Source organism: Stenotrophomonas sp. GD04054 (genome assembly GCF_029836955.1).
GTDB lineage: Bacteria > Pseudomonadota > Gammaproteobacteria > Xanthomonadales > Xanthomonadaceae > Stenotrophomonas > Stenotrophomonas maltophilia_A.
The window spans coordinates 1-15077 of record NZ_JAOECR010000025.1 but is presented as its reverse complement, the minus strand read 5'-3'; the positions used below and the strand labels follow the sequence as shown (position 1 = coordinate 15077).

15 protein-coding genes are annotated in these 15077 nt (G+C 68.0%); 8 read left to right on the top strand and 7 right to left on the bottom strand.

Annotation, left to right across the window (positions count from 1 at the left end; translation table 11 throughout):
* Positions 1–41: 41 nt before the first annotated feature.
* Positions 42–614, top strand: a complete 573-nt coding sequence (locus N7573_RS12945) for an Ax21 family protein (RefSeq protein ID WP_032130335.1) — start codon at positions 42–44, stop codon at positions 612–614.
* 190 nt (positions 615–804) lie between these two features.
* Positions 805–1476: a response regulator transcription factor gene (locus N7573_RS12940; RefSeq protein WP_049398097.1), complete on the top strand. Its 672-nt coding sequence runs from the start codon at positions 805–807 to the stop codon at positions 1474–1476.
* A gap of 7 nt (positions 1477–1483) precedes the next feature.
* Here the strand turns inward: N7573_RS12940 and N7573_RS12935 are convergent, their stop codons facing one another.
* Positions 1484–1873 carry a DUF6165 family protein gene (locus N7573_RS12935; RefSeq protein WP_032130333.1) on the bottom strand — a complete coding sequence of 130 codons (390 nt, stop codon included), beginning with the start codon at positions 1871–1873 and terminating at the stop codon, positions 1484–1486.
* A gap of 178 nt (positions 1874–2051) precedes the next feature.
* Here N7573_RS12935 and N7573_RS12930 point away from each other — a divergent pair, with 178 nt between their 5' ends.
* Positions 2052–2750: a TorF family putative porin gene (locus N7573_RS12930; RefSeq protein ID WP_279912760.1), complete on the top strand. Its 699-nt coding sequence runs from the start codon at positions 2052–2054 to the stop codon at positions 2748–2750.
* Here the strand turns inward: N7573_RS12930 and N7573_RS12925 are convergent.
* Positions 2747–3895 (bottom strand): MFS transporter, encoded by a 1149-nt coding sequence (locus tag N7573_RS12925; RefSeq protein ID WP_343238904.1) that lies wholly within the window; start codon positions 3893–3895, stop codon positions 2747–2749. The two genes, N7573_RS12930 and N7573_RS12925, sit on opposite strands and share 4 nt — an antisense overlap.
* A gap of 144 nt (positions 3896–4039) precedes the next feature.
* On the opposite strand from N7573_RS12925, the gene N7573_RS12920 reads away from it, so the two are divergent.
* Positions 4040–4927 carry a LysR family transcriptional regulator gene (locus N7573_RS12920; RefSeq protein WP_279912757.1) on the top strand — a complete coding sequence of 296 codons (888 nt, stop codon included), beginning with the start codon at positions 4040–4042 and terminating at the stop codon, positions 4925–4927.
* On the opposite strand, the gene N7573_RS12915 is transcribed toward N7573_RS12920, so the two are convergent.
* The gene (locus N7573_RS12915; protein WP_005411992.1) at positions 4896–5363 is read right to left on the bottom strand and encodes a DUF1456 family protein; all 468 of its coding nucleotides are present in this window, start codon (positions 5361–5363) and stop codon (positions 4896–4898) included. The two genes, N7573_RS12920 and N7573_RS12915, sit on opposite strands and share 32 nt — an antisense overlap.
* 117 nt (positions 5364–5480) lie before the next feature.
* Between N7573_RS12915 and N7573_RS12910 the strand changes: the two genes are divergently transcribed.
* Positions 5481–6233: an SDR family NAD(P)-dependent oxidoreductase gene (locus tag N7573_RS12910; RefSeq protein WP_110710800.1), complete on the top strand. Its 753-nt coding sequence runs from the start codon at positions 5481–5483 to the stop codon at positions 6231–6233.
* Positions 6234–6388: 155 nt separating this feature from the next.
* On the opposite strand, the gene N7573_RS12905 is transcribed toward N7573_RS12910, so the two are convergent.
* The 4 genes from N7573_RS12905 to N7573_RS12890 form a co-directional block, all read right to left on the bottom strand.
* Positions 6389–7294 (bottom strand): SPOR domain-containing protein, encoded by a 906-nt coding sequence (locus N7573_RS12905; protein WP_032130329.1) that lies wholly within the window; start codon positions 7292–7294, stop codon positions 6389–6391.
* A 21-nt stretch (positions 7295–7315) separates the two neighbouring features.
* Complete coding sequence (gene argS, locus N7573_RS12900; RefSeq protein WP_012478915.1) at positions 7316–9004, bottom strand: arginine--tRNA ligase; 1689 nt, start codon at positions 9002–9004, stop codon at positions 7316–7318.
* Positions 9005–9118: 114 nt separating this feature from the next.
* Positions 9119–9823, bottom strand: coding sequence for a DNA repair protein RadC (gene radC, locus N7573_RS12895; RefSeq protein WP_049421495.1), 705 nt, complete (start codon positions 9821–9823; stop codon positions 9119–9121).
* Between the two features lie 70 nt (positions 9824–9893).
* Positions 9894–10538, bottom strand: a complete 645-nt coding sequence (locus tag N7573_RS12890; protein WP_182267097.1) for a response regulator transcription factor — start codon at positions 10536–10538, stop codon at positions 9894–9896.
* A 228-nt stretch (positions 10539–10766) separates the two neighbouring features.
* Here N7573_RS12890 and coaBC point away from each other — a divergent pair, with 228 nt between their 5' ends.
* The 3 genes from coaBC to N7573_RS12875 are packed head-to-tail and all read left to right on the top strand — an operon-like array spanning position 10767 to position 14857.
* The gene (gene coaBC, locus N7573_RS12885) at positions 10767–12029 is read left to right on the top strand and encodes a bifunctional phosphopantothenoylcysteine decarboxylase/phosphopantothenate--cysteine ligase CoaBC (protein WP_125894864.1); all 1263 of its coding nucleotides are present in this window, start codon (positions 10767–10769) and stop codon (positions 12027–12029) included.
* Complete coding sequence (gene dut, locus N7573_RS12880; RefSeq protein WP_032130326.1) at positions 12026–12499, top strand: dUTP diphosphatase; 474 nt, start codon at positions 12026–12028, stop codon at positions 12497–12499. The genes coaBC and dut overlap by 4 nt, the downstream gene beginning before the upstream one ends.
* Positions 12500–12511: 12 nt before the next feature.
* Positions 12512–14857: a phosphomannomutase/phosphoglucomutase gene (locus N7573_RS12875; RefSeq protein ID WP_279912759.1), complete on the top strand. Its 2346-nt coding sequence runs from the start codon at positions 12512–12514 to the stop codon at positions 14855–14857.
* The last annotated feature ends 220 nt before the right edge of the window (positions 14858–15077 follow it).

Below are 15077 nucleotides of genomic sequence, written 5' to 3'. Positions count from 1 at the left end.
TGGCGCTGCTGCACACCATAAGAAAGTAAAGGTGTACCCCCATGAAGAATTCGCTGATTGCTCTGGCCCTGGCCGCTGCCCTGCCGTTCACCGCCTCGGCTGCTGAGAACCTGTCGTACAACTACGCCGAAGCCGACTACGCCAAGACCGACATCGACGCGTTCAAGGCCGACGGCTGGGGCGTGAAGGGTTCGTACGGCTTCCTGCCGAACTTCCACGCTTTCGGTGAGTACAGCCGCCAGGAAATCGACCACACCAACATCAAGCTGGACCAGTGGAAGATCGGCGCCGGCTACAACGTTGAAATCGCCCCGACCACCGACTTCGTTGCCCGCGTTGCTTACCAGAAGCGCGACCAGAAGCACGGCCTGGACTTCAATGGCTACAGCGCTGAAGCCGGTATCCGCACCGCCTTCGGTGCCCACGCCGAAGTCTACGGCATGGTCGGCTACGAAGATTTCTCGAAGAAGCACGGCATCAATCCGGAAGGCCAGTGGTACGGCCGCCTGGGTGGTCAGGTCAAGCTGAACCAGAACTGGGGCCTGAATGGCGAGCTGAAGATGAACCGCGACGGCGACAAGGAATACACCGTCGGCCCGCGCTTCAGCTGGTAATTGCTTCCTCGGCGCGCCTGCGCGCCGAAGATGCCTCGACAGGCCCGGCCCATGCCGGGCCTGTTGCGTTTCCGGCTGGGCAAACGCTACCTGACCGTGTCGCGGCGGAAGGGCGGCATTGCAACGAATTGGATTCCGCAGGCGTCGGCTGCGCCCTAGGGTGAGTGGCCTGTTCTGCAGGAATGCAACGATGCCCACGTTTCCGTCGCCCCGCGATTCTCCCTGCCGCCTCTTGCTGCTGGATCCACACCCGCTGTTGCGGCATGGCGTGCAGGAAGTCCTGGCCCGGCAGGCGGGCCTGCAGGTGGATGGAAGCTACGGCCGCAGCGGTGATCTGCTGCAGCGCCTGCAGCAGCAGGCGGCTGCGATCGATCTGCTGCTGGTCGACGCCTTGCCGATCGGTGACAGCGGCGAAGGCCTGGAACTGCTGCGGCACCTATCACGCCACTGGCCGGCAGTGCCGATCCTGGTGCTGTCCGCACACTGCAACGCGGGTGTCGTGTCCTTGGCCCTGCAGGCCGGTGCGCGCGGATTCCTGTCCAAGGCCTGCGCGCCGCAGATGCTGCTGCGGGCAGTGAGCGTGGTTGCCCGTGGCGGGCGCTTCGTGCCGCCGGAGCTGCGTGCACAGTTGAACCAGTCCCGTCGGCAGCGCCAGCAGTCCATGCGTTCACCACGGTTGAGTACCCGCGAGCGCACCGTCCTGCAGTGGGTGCTGCGTGGTTGCAGCACCGGCGAGATGGCACGCCGCAGTGGGCGTGCAGCCAGCACCATCAGCACGCAGAAGCGAGCGGCGTACCGCAAGCTGGGCATCCGCAACGATGGCGAGCTGTTCCGCTTCCGCCATCTGATCGACGCTGACTGAGGTGGCGTTACTCGCCCTGGTACTGCTTTTCTTCCACCAGGGCCGAACCGGCCACGCGGTTGATCTCGTTCTTCACCTGCACGCGCTCGCCATTGGTGCCATAGACACCACGCGCCAACTGGATGAAGGCATCGTCGAACACCTGGGCCGCTTCCTTGTCGCGCAGCTGGTCCTGGATGTCCCACATGCGCTCGTTGATCGCCTTCAGCTGCTGCTTCAGCACGGCCAGCGCCGGCTGAGCCTGCAGCTGCAGCTGCAGCAACGGCAGCAGGCCGTCCAGCTCGGTGCGCACGTTGCTCAGCTTGGCGGCATCGTCGATGCGCTCGGCCTTGATCTCGAGAATGGTGATCTTGTCGATCAGCTCGCCGATCGATACCGGAGTCAGGATGGCGTCCACGCGGTTGGTTCCTGGAAACAGGGCGCCATGATACCGCGCTGCTGGCATGTGGCCCCGGTCCGCGGGATTTACGCCGAATTTGCGCCACGGGCCCGGCAGCACCCTCGATCCGTTACGGCCACCGCCTCGACACTGCGGTCCCGGCGGCGTGACCGCCTTCGACGAGGAACACAGTGCAGTGAACAGCAAGGGGATGATGGCGGCAGTGGTGGCCGCCCTGGCAGGGCTGCTCGGCATCGGCACCGCCCAGGCGCAGGTGCAGGTGAGTGGCAGTGCCGCATTGACCAGCGATTACGTGTGGCGCGGCAGCTCGCAGAGCGACGGCGACCCGGCGGTGCAGGCCGGTGCGAAGGTCTCGATCCCATCGGGCTGGTACGCCAGCGTGTGGGGGTCCAACGTATCGTTCAAGCCGGACAACGGCGCGCGCAGCGAGTTTGACCTGGTGGCCGGTTGGAGTGGTGCACTGGCACCGGACTGGGCACTGGATGCCAACCTGACCCGCTACGTGTACCCGGGCACCGGCCGCGCGCTGGACTGGACCGAGCTCAATACCACCGTGACCTGGAAGCAGCGCGCCTGGCTGCAGCTGGCGCATTCCAACGACGCGCTGGCGGGCGGCCATCGCGGCACCTACGCCCAGCTGGGTGTGCGGGTGCCGTTGCACGAGCGGTTCCGCCTCGAAGCGGCGGTGGGCCAGTATTGGCTGGCCACCGCACAGGGGCCTGATTACCTGCATGGTCAGCTCAGTGCCATTGCCACGCTGACTCCAGCATGGGAGCTGCGCGCCACCGTGCATGACACCGACAACGCAGCGAAGCGGCTGTTTCCGGACAATGCCGGCGGACGCTGGGAGCTGGCGCTGCAGGGCAGCTTCTAGTCAGTCACCGAAGCCTGGCGCGCGCGCAGCGCGCCGGGCAGCCACAGCAGCAGGGCCAGCATGGCCACCGCAGCACCGGCCACGCAGACGCCGGTCCAGCCGAAGCGCTGGTAGACCTGCGCCGACAGCAGCGAACCCAGCGAACCGCCGATGAAGTAGCCGGTCATGTAGCCGGCATTGAGGCGGTTGCGCGCTGCCGGTTGCAGTGCATAGATCAGGTTCTGGTTACTCACGTGCAGCAGCTGCGCGGCCAGGTCCAGCACCACCACGCCGACCAGCAGCGCCAGCAGCGAGTGTGCCGACAGCCCCAACGGCAGCCACGAGAGCAGCAACAGCACCAGCGCGATGGCGGTGGCACGTCCGGTCTGGCCACGATCGGACATGCGCCCGGCCAGGCCGGCCGCCAGTGTACCGGCGGCGCCGACCAGCCCGAACAGGCCGATGGTGGCATCGCTGTAGGCGTAGGGCGGTTGTGCCAGCAGGAATGCCAGCGGCGTCCAGAAGATCGCGAACATGGCGAAGCTGCAGGCGCCCAGCAGGGTGCGCTGGCGCAGCACCGGCTCCTGCACGAACAGCACGCCGATCGAGCGCAGCAATGCGAAATAGCCGAGGCCGGCGCTGTGGTGGAATCGCGGCAGGCCGCGCTGCAGCGCCAGCGCGGTCAGCACCAGGGTGCCGGCGGCGATCGCATACACCAGGCGCCAGTCGCCCAGGCTGGAAAGCAGGCCGGCCACGGTGCGCGCCAGCAGGATGCCCAGCAGCAGGCCACTCATCAATGTGCCGACCACGCGGCCACGATGTTCCGGCGCGGCCAGCGTGGCCGCAAACGGCACCAGTACCTGCGCCACCACCGAGAACAGGCCGGTGATCGCGGTGCCCACCAGCAACCAGGCCAGCGATGGTGCACAGGCACTGATCACCAGCCCGCCTGCCGACAGCAGGCTCATCACCACGATCAGGCGGCGGCGTTCGAACAGGTCTCCCAGCGGCACCAGCAGGATCAGTCCGGCGGCATAGCTCAGCTGTGCGGCAGTGACCACCATGCCGACCTGGCCGAATGGCACGCCGAAGGCATCGGCGATGGTGTGCAGCAGTGGCTGCGCATAGTAGTTGCTGGCCACGGCCACGCCGGTAGCCACCGACATCAGCAGCACCTGCCAGCGGTGCAGAGGGGGGAGGGACGGACTCACGCGGTATTCCAGGAAGCGGGGGAGCACAGTGTCCGCCTGCTGCAGTCATGATGGAAATGAATCATCATCATCCCTGTCATCTGTAAATGAGATGGTTGCGTGAATCTCAAGCAGCTCGAGTTCGCCGTCGCCCTGGCCGAGGAGGGCAACTTCACCCGCGCCGCCGAGCGCTGCCACGTGGTGCAGTCCGCGCTCAGTCACCAGATCGCCCATCTTGAGCAGGAACTGGGCACAACGCTGTTCGAGCGCCTGCCGCGCCAGGTGCGGGCCACCGCCGCCGGCGAGGCGCTGCTGGTGCATGCACGCCAGGTGCTGGCCAGCCTGCGCCACCTGCGCGCCGACGTGGCCGCCGTTACTGGTGAGGTGCGTGGCCTGCTGGCGATCGGGCAGATCTCCTCGCTGACCGACATTGATGTGGTGGCGATGCTGTCGGCCTTCCAGCAGGCGCACCCGCAGGTGGAGTTCCAGCTGCGGGTCGACAAGAGCGAGGACCTGATCGCGCAGGTGCAGTCGCGAGAGCTGGACGTGGCACTGGTCGGATTGGCGCCGTCGGCAGGGCTGGACGGGGTCTGCCACCAGATGCTGCAGGAAGAAGACCTGGTGGCGGTGCTGGCGCCGTCGCACCGCTTGGCCCGCCGCAAGCGGCTGCCATTGACCGAACTGCAGGACGAGGCGCTGGTCGACTTTCCGCGCGGCACCGGTGCGCGGCGGCAGACCGACGATGCCTTCGCTGCCGCTGGCCTGCCGCACACGGTGCGCTTCGAGGTCAATCTGATGGAACTGATCGAGCGCTTCGTCCGCCATGGGCTGGCGGTTGGCATCGTGCCAGCGTTGATCGCCGACGGGTTCCAGGGGGTGGTACAGATTCCGCTGCAGCCGACCCCGACCCGCCGCGTGCACCTGGTCTGGCAGCGACTGCCGACACCGGCGGCGCGGGCGTTCGTCGAGGCCGTGCTCAGCCGCGCAGGCGCAGGCTCAGGCCCTTGAGGAAATTGCGCAGCATCTGGTCCAGGCAGCGCCGGTAGTTGGTGTGCCCGGGCTGGCGGAACAAGGCGCCCACTTCCGACTTGGAGACGTTGAAACCGGCGCTGGCGAAGATCTCCATCAGATCGACGTCGCGCAGCTGGAAGGCCACGCGCAGCTTCTTCAGCACCAGGTTGTTGTCGATGCGGGTTTCCACCGCACGCTGCGGCTGGCTTTCGTCGCGACCGCGCAGGTGCACGATCAGGCCGTCGAGGAAGTGCGCCAGCGCGCTGTCGCTCATCGCTTCGAAACCGGCTTCGTCCTCGCGGCGCAGCCAGGCCTTCACCTGTTCGGGATCCACGGCGAAGGCCGGGTCGGCCATCTGGCACAGGGTCACCACGTGGTGGTCGCCCAGGTCCAGGGAGTAGCGCACGCTGCGCAGGACATCGTTGTTGATCATGGGCCCAATTGTACCGGCCACCCCGGCAGGTGGGGCCGGATCTGGCCGATCAGGCAACGCAACCCCCGGCCGACGGTGCCAGAATGGGGGTCTGGTTTTTCCCCCTGGAGTTGCCTGATGACCCGCACTGTCCTGATTACCGGCGCCACGTCCGGCTTCGGCGCCGCCGCCGTCCACCGCTTCGCCCAGGCGGGCTGGAAGGTGATCGCCACCGGCCGCCGCGGCGAACGCCTGCAGCCGCTGGTCGAGCGCTACGGCAAGGACGTGGTGCATGCCGCCGCCTTCGACATCCGCGATCCGGTGGCGATGGAAGCGGCGCTGCTGGCACTGCCGCCGGCCTTTGGCGAGATCGATCTGCTGGTCAACAACGCCGGCCTGGCGCAGGGCACCGCGCCGGCACAGAGCGCCAAGCTGTCGGACTGGACCACGATGATCGACACCAACATCACCGCGCTGGTGACGCTGACCCACCGCCTGCTGCCGCAGCTGGTGGAGCGCAAGGGCGCAATCATCAACATTTCGTCGGTGGCCGGCGTCTACCCGTACCCGGGCGGCAATGCCTACGGTGGCACCAAGGCTTTCGTCAGCCAGTTCTCGCTCGGCCTGCGTTCGGACCTGCACGGCACCGGCGTGCGCGTGACCACGATCGAGCCGGGCATGGCCGAAACCGAGTTCACCGTGGTGCGTACCCATGGCGACCAGGCGGCGTCGGACAAGCTCTACACCGGCGCCAACCCGATGACCGCCGAAGACATCGCCGAACAGATTTTCTGGGTGGCCACGCTGCCGCCGCACCTGAACATCAATCGCCTGGAACTGATGCCGGTCAGCCAGTCCTTCGCCGGTTTCCAGGTCGCCCGCGAAGGCTGACCGCCGTCTGTAGAGTCGAGCTTGCTCGACTGCCCTTCGCCCTTTGTAGAGTCGAGCTTGCTCGACTGCTTTGAACGGCAGTCGAGCAAGCTCGACTCTACACAGACAAAAAGAAAGCCGGGCTGTGCCCGGCTTTTTCATTCACTTCGGCAGACTCACTGTGCCTTGATCGCCATCGCCTGCAGGCCGGTGCCATCCAGCTTCTGCTTGGCTTCAGACAGTTCACCTGCACTGCCATACGGTCCCATGCGCACGCGGTACACGGTCTTGCCGTTGATCTGCGCCGATTCCACGCGTGCCGCCAGGCCCATCATCGCCAGCTTGGCCTTGGTCGCTTCGGCATCGCCGGAGGCACCGAACGCACCCGCCTGCAGGATGTAGCGGGCATTGTCGGCGGCAGCCGGTGCCGCAGCGCCTGCGGTAGTGGCCGCGGTCGGCGCGGTTTCCGCACGCGCTGCCGGAGTGGCGGCGGCGGTGCTGGTCGACGCCGTCGGCGTGCTGGCCGGAGGCGTTGCCGCAGCCGGTCGTTCGCTCAGCGGTGCCGGCAGCGGACGGCTGGTGGCGGTCACCGGCGCGGTGCTGGCCACGCTGGCGGTTGCCGTCGGTGCGGGCGCGGTAGCCGCTGGCGGCGGAACCGGCTTGCCTTCCAGTGCCGCCTGCGCGCGCTGCGCTTCAGCCTTGGCCCGGCGCTGGTCTTCAGCACGCGCGCTGGCAGCCAGCTCGGCGTCGGACATTTCAACTTCCTTGCCCGGCAGCAGGGTGTAGAAGTCGTACTGGGTGGCGGCCGGCTTTTCCGGTTCGGCCGGCTTCGGCGTGGCCGGCTGCGCGGCCGGCTGGGTGCCGACATCGCTGTCGGCATCAGCGACCGGGGCAGGCTGCGCGTTCGGGTTCGGCTGCGGACCGGCGCGCAGGAAGCCATCGCCTTCGCCCTTGAACAGGTTCGGCGCCGCCAGGAACACCACGGCCGCAATCGCCACGCCAGCGACCAGCCACACCCATCCGGGTGTGCCCTGGCTGCTGCTGTTGCGTCGTGCCTGGTTTTTGCCGCGTCGTGCTGCCATGTGTACTGCGTCTCCTGATGCTTACATTTTTTCCGGGGCGCTGACGCCCAGGAGTTCGAGGCCGTTGGCCAGCACCTGGCGCGCGGCGCAGGCCAGGGTCAGCTTGGCGTTGCGATCCGCAGCGTCTTCCACCAGCACCGGCGTCCCGTGATACCACGTGTGGAACGCGTGCGCCAATTCACGCAGGTACTGCGCCACCAGATGCGGTTCCAGCGCCACGCCGGCCGCCTCCACCACTTCCGGGTACCGCGAGATCTCGTTCATCAGCAGCAGCGAGGCGTCGTCGGCCAGGCGGCCGAGGTTGGCCAGGCCATTGCCCTGTTCGTACACCAGGCCCTTCTCTTGCGCCTGGCGCAGCAGGCTGCAGACGCGGGCGTGCGCGTACTGCACGTAGAACACCGGGTTGTCGTTGCTCTGCTGGCGGGCCAGGTCGATGTCGAAGGTCAGCTGCGAATCGGGCTTGCGCGCGATCAGGAACCAACGGGTGGCATCGCGGCCGGCCTCCTCGATCAGGTCGCGCAGGGTGAAGTAGCTGCCGGCACGCTTGGACAGCTTCACTTCCTCGCCGCCACGCATGACGGTGACCATCTGGTGCAGCACGTACTCCGGCCAGCCCTGCGGGATGCCCACTTCCATCGCCTGCAGACCGGCGCGCACGCGTGCCAGCGAACCATGGTGATCGGCGCCGAGCTCGGTGATCGCGCGCTCGTAGCCGCGCTGCCACTTGGACAGGTGGTAGGCCACGTCCGGCACGAAGTAGGTGAAGGTGCCGTCGGACTTGCGCATCACGCGGTCCTTGTCGTCACCGAAGTCGGTGCTGCGCAGCCACAGCGCGCCACCTTCTTCATAGGTATGACCCGAGGCCTGCAGCTTGGCGACCGCTTCGGCGACTTTGCCGTCGGCGTACAGCGAGCTTTCCAGGAAATAGATGTCGAAGTCGACGCCGAACGCGGCCAGGTCCAGATTCTGCTCGTTGCGCAGGTAGGCCACAGCGAAGCGGCGGATCGCCTGCATGTCGTCCGGGTCCTTGGCACCGACCACGGTGCTGCCTTCCAGATCGACGCTGGCGCCGGCCATGTAGGCGCGGGCGACGTCGGCGATGTATTCACCGCGGTAGCCACCTTCCGGCCAGCCATCCTGGTCCGGCGCGATGCCCTTGATCCGCGCCTGGGTGGACAGCGCCAGGTTCTCGATCTGCACGCCGGCGTCGTTGTAGTAGAACTCACGCTTGGCGTTCCAGCCGTTGGCGTCGAGCACACGCGCCACGCAGTCGCCGATCGCCGCCGCGCGGCCATGGCCGACATGCAGCGGGCCGGTCGGGTTGGCCGACACGTACTCCACGCCCACCGTGCGGCCATTGCCGGACAGGTTGCGGCCGTAGTCGTGGGCTTCCTTGATGACCGACGCGGCTTCACGCTGGTACGCGGCCGGCGCCAGGTGGAAATTGATGAAGCCGGGGCCGGCGATCTCGACCTTGCTGACGTCCTCGCTGCGCGGCAGTGCCTCGACCAGCGCCTGTGCCAGTGCGCGCGGATTGCTGCGCGCGGCCTTGGCCAGCAGCATCGCGGCATTGGTGGCGAAGTCGCCGTGGTCACGGGTCTTCGGGCGCTCGACCACGAAGTCCGGCGGCAGGGAGTCGGCGGGCAGGGTGCCATTGGCGCGCAAGGCTTCGATGCCTTGGCTGATCAGGGCGCGGAGGAGATTTTTCACGAGGCCTGCTGTGAGAATGAGCGGCGGAATCGCCCATTTTAGCGCAGATACCAGCGGCCACGCTGACCGAAACCTGCCTGTGGGGGCGACCGATGGCGCCCGGAGGGCGGGCGCTCAGCCGAACAGGCGGGGCTGGGGCGGCGACAGCAGGCCTCGTTCAGCAAACGAAACGGGGCGGCCCTCACCGACCACGAAGTGGTCCAGCAGGCGCACGTCCACCATCGCCAGTGCCTGCTGCAGTTCGTCGGTGATGCGGGTATCGGCGCTGGAGGGTTCCGGGTCGCCGGAAGGGTGGTTGTGGCTGAGGATCACCGCCGCCGCGTTGTGCAGCAGGGCGCGCCGCACCACTTCGCGGGGGTAGACCGGTGCGGCGTTGATGGTGCCGTGGAACAGCTCCTCGCAGGCGATCAGGCGGTGCCGGTTGTCCAGGAACAGGGCCATGAAGATCTCCCGGGCCTGCCCGCGCAGGCGGTGCTGCAGATAGCGGCCGACCGCGGCCGGGTTGTTGCCGACCGCTTCGCCGTGTTCCAGCTCGGCAGCCAGGTAGCGGTGGGCCAGTTCCAGCCCGGCAGCCAGCGTACAGCTGCGCGCCGGGCCGAGCCCGGGCAGGCGGGCCAGTTCACGCGCGGGGCGGTCCAGCAGCACCCGCAACGGGCCGTGCGCCTGCAGCAGGTCGCGCGCGGTCTGCACGGCATCGCGGCCACCGAACCCGGAGCCGAGAAACAGGGCCAGCAGTTCGGCGTCGGAAAGTGCCGTGGGCCCGCGCGCGATCAGCTTCTCACGGGGGCGTTCCTGTTCGGGCCAGTCATGGATGGGCATGCCTGCATCATCGCCAGCCTGCGTGGCGGCTCCCATCGGTGCATACCGCAGCACCGGGTCGGGCGATGCCTCACCCGCGCCGGGTCTGCAGCCCGCGCCGGGTCTGCAGATAGTCGAACAGTTCCTGGTTGTTCTGCAGGCCCAGCTTGCGCTTGGCTTCGGCCTTCTGCCGGCTGATGGTCTTCGGGCTGCGCCCGCAACGCTCGGCGACGGCATTCACGCTGAGGCCGGCCGCCAGCAGATCCAGCACTTCCTGTTCGCGTGCCGACAGCGGCGACGGTTCGCGTGGAAACAGCAGGTCGCGCGCCTGCAGGTGGTGGCGCAGCTGCTGGGAGACGAAGACCTGCCCGGCCAGTGCGGCGTTCAGTGCCTGCGGCAGTTCGGCGAAATCGGCGCATTTGTCGACCAGCCCACTGATGCCCTCGCGCAGCAGTCCGTCCAGCAGCCCGGGATGGCGGGCGCCGGTCAGCACCACCACCGGCAGCCCGGGGTGACGCACGCGCAGCGCGTCGATCAGCTCTGGACCGTCCGGGCCGTCACCCGGCATCGACAGGTCGGTCAGCACCGCATCGCAGTCGTGGTGGTCCACCAGCTCCAGCAGCTGGGCGCCGTCACGTGCACTGCCGACGATGTCCATCAGGTGGGTCTGCAGCACGATACGGATGCCATGCAGGACCACGGGATGGTCGTCGGCAATGATGATGCGTGGATGCACGAGGCTCCTCGAAGGTCGAACAGGCCACGGCAGACGGCAGCCAATGCCTGATTCTGCAAAAGCGCAGACCCGTAGAGGTATAGGAAAGGTCCGAAACCGATGCCCGGCTGACCCAGGGTCAGGCGCAGCGCGCTCCATCTACTGATAGCTGTCCGCTATGTGCACCCTGCACCGGGACATTACCGACCATCGGGTAAGCTAGCGCCCTCGTTTGCACAGGAATTCCAGGTGGCTGACTCCCCCAACGCTTCCCCCGCGCAGGCCCGCGCGCTGGAAGGTCAGAAACTGCTGTTGTGCGTCGGAGGCGGGATCGCGGCCTACAAGGCCCTGGAACTGGTGCGGCGCCTGCGCGACGCCGGTGCCCAGGTGCAGGTGGCGATGACCGCCGGTGCCCAGCAGTTCGTCACTCCGCTCAGTTTCCAGGCCCTGTCCGGGCAGCCCACCCGCACCACGCTGTGGGACAGCGCCGCCGAACAGGCCATGGGCCACATCGAGCTGGCGCGCTGGGCCGACCGCATCGTGGTTGCCCCGGGAACCGCCGATCTGCTGGCCCGGCTGGCCCAGGGCCATGCCGATGACCTGGTCAGCACGCTGTGCCTGGCCAGTACCGCGCCGTTGACGATCTGCCCGGCGATGAACCATCGCATGTGGCTGCACCCGGCCACCCAGGCCAACATCGCCCTGCTGCGCCAGCGCGGCGCGCAGGTGATCGGCCCGGTCGACGGCCCGCTGGCCGAAGGCGAGTCCGGTCCGGGGCGTCTGGCCGAACCGGGCGACATCGTGGCCGCGCTGGCCGCCAATGGCAGCAGCGCCGCGGCCGTTGCCGCGCCGGAAACCCGCGCGCTGCAGGGCCTGCGCCTGTTGATCAGCGCCGGCCCGACCTATGAAGACATCGATCCGGTGCGCTATGTCGGCAACCGCAGCAGCGGCAAGATGGGCTTTGCCCTGGCCGCGGCCGCCGCCGCGATGGGCGCACAGGTGGTGCTGGTCAGCGGCCCGGTACAGCTGCCGACGCCGCTCGGCGTGCAGCGTGTGGACGTGCGCTCGGCCGCGCAGATGCGCGATGCCGTGCTGAAGTCGCTGCCGGCCGACATCTATATCGGTGCCGCTGCGGTGTCTGACTACACGCCGCGCCAGGTCGCGCCGCAGAAGCTGAAGAAGACCGCCGACAGCCAGTCGCTGGTGATCGAGCTGGTGCGCACGCCGGACATCCTTGCCGAGGTGGCTGCGCAGACGCAGTCGCTGAAGCTGGTGGTCGGCTTTGCCGCCGAAACCCACGACGTGGAGAAATACGCGCGTGGCAAGCTGGTCGACAAGCGCCTGGACCTGGTGATCGCCAACCAGGTCGGCATCAGCGGCGGCGGTTTCGAGAGCGACAACAATGCCGCCACGGCCTTCTGGCAGGACGGTGAACAGGTATTCCCGGCCACCTCCAAGCGTGAGCTGGCCGAACAACTGCTGGCGCTGATCGCGCGGAGACTCCAGGCATGACCCAGGCTTTCACTTCCCAACCGCTGCAGGTCAAGCTGCTCGATCCGCGCTTCGGCGACAGCTGGCCGCTGCCGGCCTACGCCACCGAAGCCAGCGCCGGCATGGACCTGCGCGCGGCGCTGGATACCGCGCTGACCCTGCAGCCGGGTGACACCGCGCTGGTGCCCAGCGGCCTGGCCATCCACATTGCCGACCCGAACCTGTGCGCGGTGATCCTGCCGCGCTCGGGGCTGGGCCATCGCCACGGCATCGTGCTCGGCAATGGCACCGGCCTGATCGACGCCGATTACCAGGGCCCGCTGCTGATCAGCGTCTGGAACCGTGGCCGCGAGGCCTTCACCATCGAGCCGGGCGATCGCATCGCGCAGCTGGTGATCGTGCCGATTGCCCGCGTCAGCCTGCAGGTGGTGGATACTTTCACCGACAGCGTGCGGGGAACGGGTGGATTCGGCCATACCGGGGTGCGTTGACAGGGGACATCGATGAGCGGCATCGGGGAAGGACAGCGGGGACGGTCGTTGGGACGCAGTGCGCCACTACTGGGGGTGCTGCTGATCCTGCTGGCCGGTTGGTTCGGATGGAGCGCAGTGCAGCAATGGCGGCAGGAGGCCAACGGCCAGGCGCTGGAAGCCGCACGTGACCAGGCCGTGCAGGGCCTGCAGGAGGCCGCTGCCGGCCAGCTGAAGCAGCTGCAGCAGCAGCTGAAGAACGAGCGCGTGCAGCAGGCGCTGCAGGCCGGTGATGCCGCTGCGGCGGCACTCGCGGTCCGCGAGAGCTGGACCGGCGTCGAGCACGCCGAGGTACTGACCGCCGATCTGGCCAACGCCTACGCCGACCCGGCCGCCTTTGGCTATGCCCGATTGGCGCTGCTGGAAGCGGCATTGGCCGAAGGCAAGCCCAGCCTGCGCGTGGTCCGCGATGGCGGTGGCAATCGCCTGGGCCTGGCAGCGCCGGTTCAACTGGGCAGTCTCGGCCCGGCGGTGCTCTACGTGCGCCAGCCATTGCTGCGACTGACCTCGCCGCTGGACCAGGTGAGTGCGCCATCGGCCGGTTTCCTTGGCCTGCGCCAGGGCGCGCATGACCTCGTCGCCCAGGGCGATGCCGGCCTGGCCGAAAGCGCCGAAGCATTGGCGCGGCCGATTCCGGGGACGCCGTTGCGGCTGGTGGCCGCGGTACCCAATGTCGAACCTGGTCCGCTGGGCCTAGGTTCGCTGGCCAGCGCCATCGTTGCGCTGCTGCTGGCGTTCATCGCCGTGCTGCTGGTGGTGGGGCGCGGCCGCCTGCCGAAGTCGCTGCCGCTGCCGCGCCGGGCGACCGTGGCGGAAGCCGATCATGGCCCGACCCTGAGCGAGAGCCTGCAGATGGCGCCGCCGCCGGTGGCCGAGGCCAGCACAACTGAAAGTGCACCGCCGCCCCCGCCACCGGTTCCGGCCGAGGAACTGGCGGCCGGTATCTTCCGCGCCTACGACATCCGCGGCGTGGTTGGCAGTGAATTGACGCCGAAAACGGCGGCGCTGATCGGCCAGGCCATCGGCACCGTGGCCCTGGAGCAGGGCCTGCGCGAGGTGGTGATCGGCCGCGACGGCCGCCTGTCCGGGCCGGAGCTGGCCGCAGGGTTGGCCGAGGGCTTGAGGCGCGCCGGTTGCGCGGTGATCGACATCGGCCTGGTACCGACCCCGGTCGTGTACTACGCCGCCTTCCATCTGCGTACCGGCACCTGTGTGGCGGTCACCGGCAGCCATAACCCGCCCGAGTACAACGGTTTCAAGGTGGTCATCGGCGGCGAGACGTTGTCCGGTGAGGCCATCACCGATCTGTACCAGCGCATCGTCGAAGGCCGCCTGGTACAGGCCGCCGAGCCGGGCGATTACCAGCAGCGCGATGTCAGTGCCGACTACATCCAGCGCATCGCCGACGACGTGCAGCTGGACCGCCCGTTGAAGGTCGTGGCCGATGCCGGCAACGGCGTGGCCGGCGCGCTCGCGCCGCAGCTGCTGGAAGCGATCGGTGCGGAAGTCATCCCGCTGTACTGCGATGTCGACGGCAGCTTCCCCAACCATCACCCCGACCCCAGCGAGCCGGCCAACCTGGAAGACCTGGTGCAGACGGTGAAGCGCTTCGGTGCCGATCTCGGCGTCGCCTTCGATGGCGACGGTGACCGCCTGGGCGTGGTCACCGGCGAAGGAAAGATCATCTATGCCGACCGCCTGCTGATGCTGTTCGCCGCCGACGTGCTGATGCGCAATCCGGGCGCGATGGTGATCTACGACGTGAAGTGCACCGGCAAGCTGTCCGACCACGTGCTGCGCAATGGTGGCAGCCCGCTGATGTGGAAGACCGGGCATTCGCTGATGAAGGCGAAGATGCGCGAGACCGATGCCGAGCTGGCTGGCGAGATGAGCGGCCACTTCTTCTTCAAGGAGCGCTGGTTCGGTTTCGACGATGGCCTGTATGCGGCTGCGCGCCTGCTGGAGATCCTGGCCCAGCGCGAGGAGACTCCGGACGAGGTACTGGCAGAGCTGCCGGAGATGGTGGCCACGCCGGAGCTGAAGGTGCCGGTGGCCGAAGGCACGCCGCATGCGCTGGTGGCGATGCTGGTGGCGGCGGCGCAGTCGCCGGACAACCCGTATGTGGGCGGTCGCCTGTCGACCATCGACGGCCTGCGCGTGGACTTCCCCGATGGCTGGGGCCTGGTGCGCGCCTCCAATACCACGCCGGTGCTGGTGCTGCGTTTCGAGGGCAATGACGAGGCGGCGCTGGAACGCATCCAGGCACTGTTCCGCAGCCAGCTGCAGCCGGTGCTGGGCGACATCCCGCTGGGGTTCTGAGGTGGGGCCGGGCTGCGCCCGGCACCCGCCGAAGCAACGGCAGCAGCAACATCAACATCAACATCAAAAGCGAGCTATCCGCGGGATGGCGGGGCGGTGTCGGAGTGCGGGGACGCCGCAAGTACGTCCCTGTAGCAACTGTGTTGCTGGAGAGTCTCAGGCCCGTCAGGTAAACGGGCACGGTAGTGCCGGCCGCTGGCCGGCAGCCTTTGGTCTTTCA

What these genes read in the sequence shown, in the direction of transcription:
- N7573_RS12945 (WP_032130335.1), top strand. Translation starts at nt 42, where the DNA reads ATGAAGAATTCGCTGATTGCTCTGGCCCTGGCCGCTGCCCTGCCGTTC.
- N7573_RS12905 (WP_032130329.1), bottom strand. Translation starts at nt 7,294, where the DNA reads ATGGCAGCACGACGCGGCAAAAACCAGGCACGACGCAACAGCAGCAGC.
- N7573_RS12915 (WP_005411992.1), bottom strand. Translation starts at nt 5,363, where the DNA reads ATGATCAACAACGATGTCCTGCGCAGCGTGCGCTACTCCCTGGACCTG.
- N7573_RS12910 (WP_110710800.1), top strand. Translation starts at nt 5,481, where the DNA reads ATGACCCGCACTGTCCTGATTACCGGCGCCACGTCCGGCTTCGGCGCC.
- N7573_RS12875 (WP_279912759.1), top strand. Translation starts at nt 12,512, where the DNA reads ATGAGCGGCATCGGGGAAGGACAGCGGGGACGGTCGTTGGGACGCAGT.
- radC (WP_049421495.1), bottom strand. Translation starts at nt 9,823, where the DNA reads ATGCCCATCCATGACTGGCCCGAACAGGAACGCCCCCGTGAGAAGCTG.
- N7573_RS12925 (WP_343238904.1), bottom strand. Translation starts at nt 3,895, where the DNA reads ATGTCGGTGGCTACCGGCGTGGCCGTGGCCAGCAACTACTATGCGCAG.
- N7573_RS12940 (WP_049398097.1), top strand. Translation starts at nt 805, where the DNA reads ATGCCCACGTTTCCGTCGCCCCGCGATTCTCCCTGCCGCCTCTTGCTG.
- dut (WP_032130326.1), top strand. Translation starts at nt 12,026, where the DNA reads ATGACCCAGGCTTTCACTTCCCAACCGCTGCAGGTCAAGCTGCTCGAT.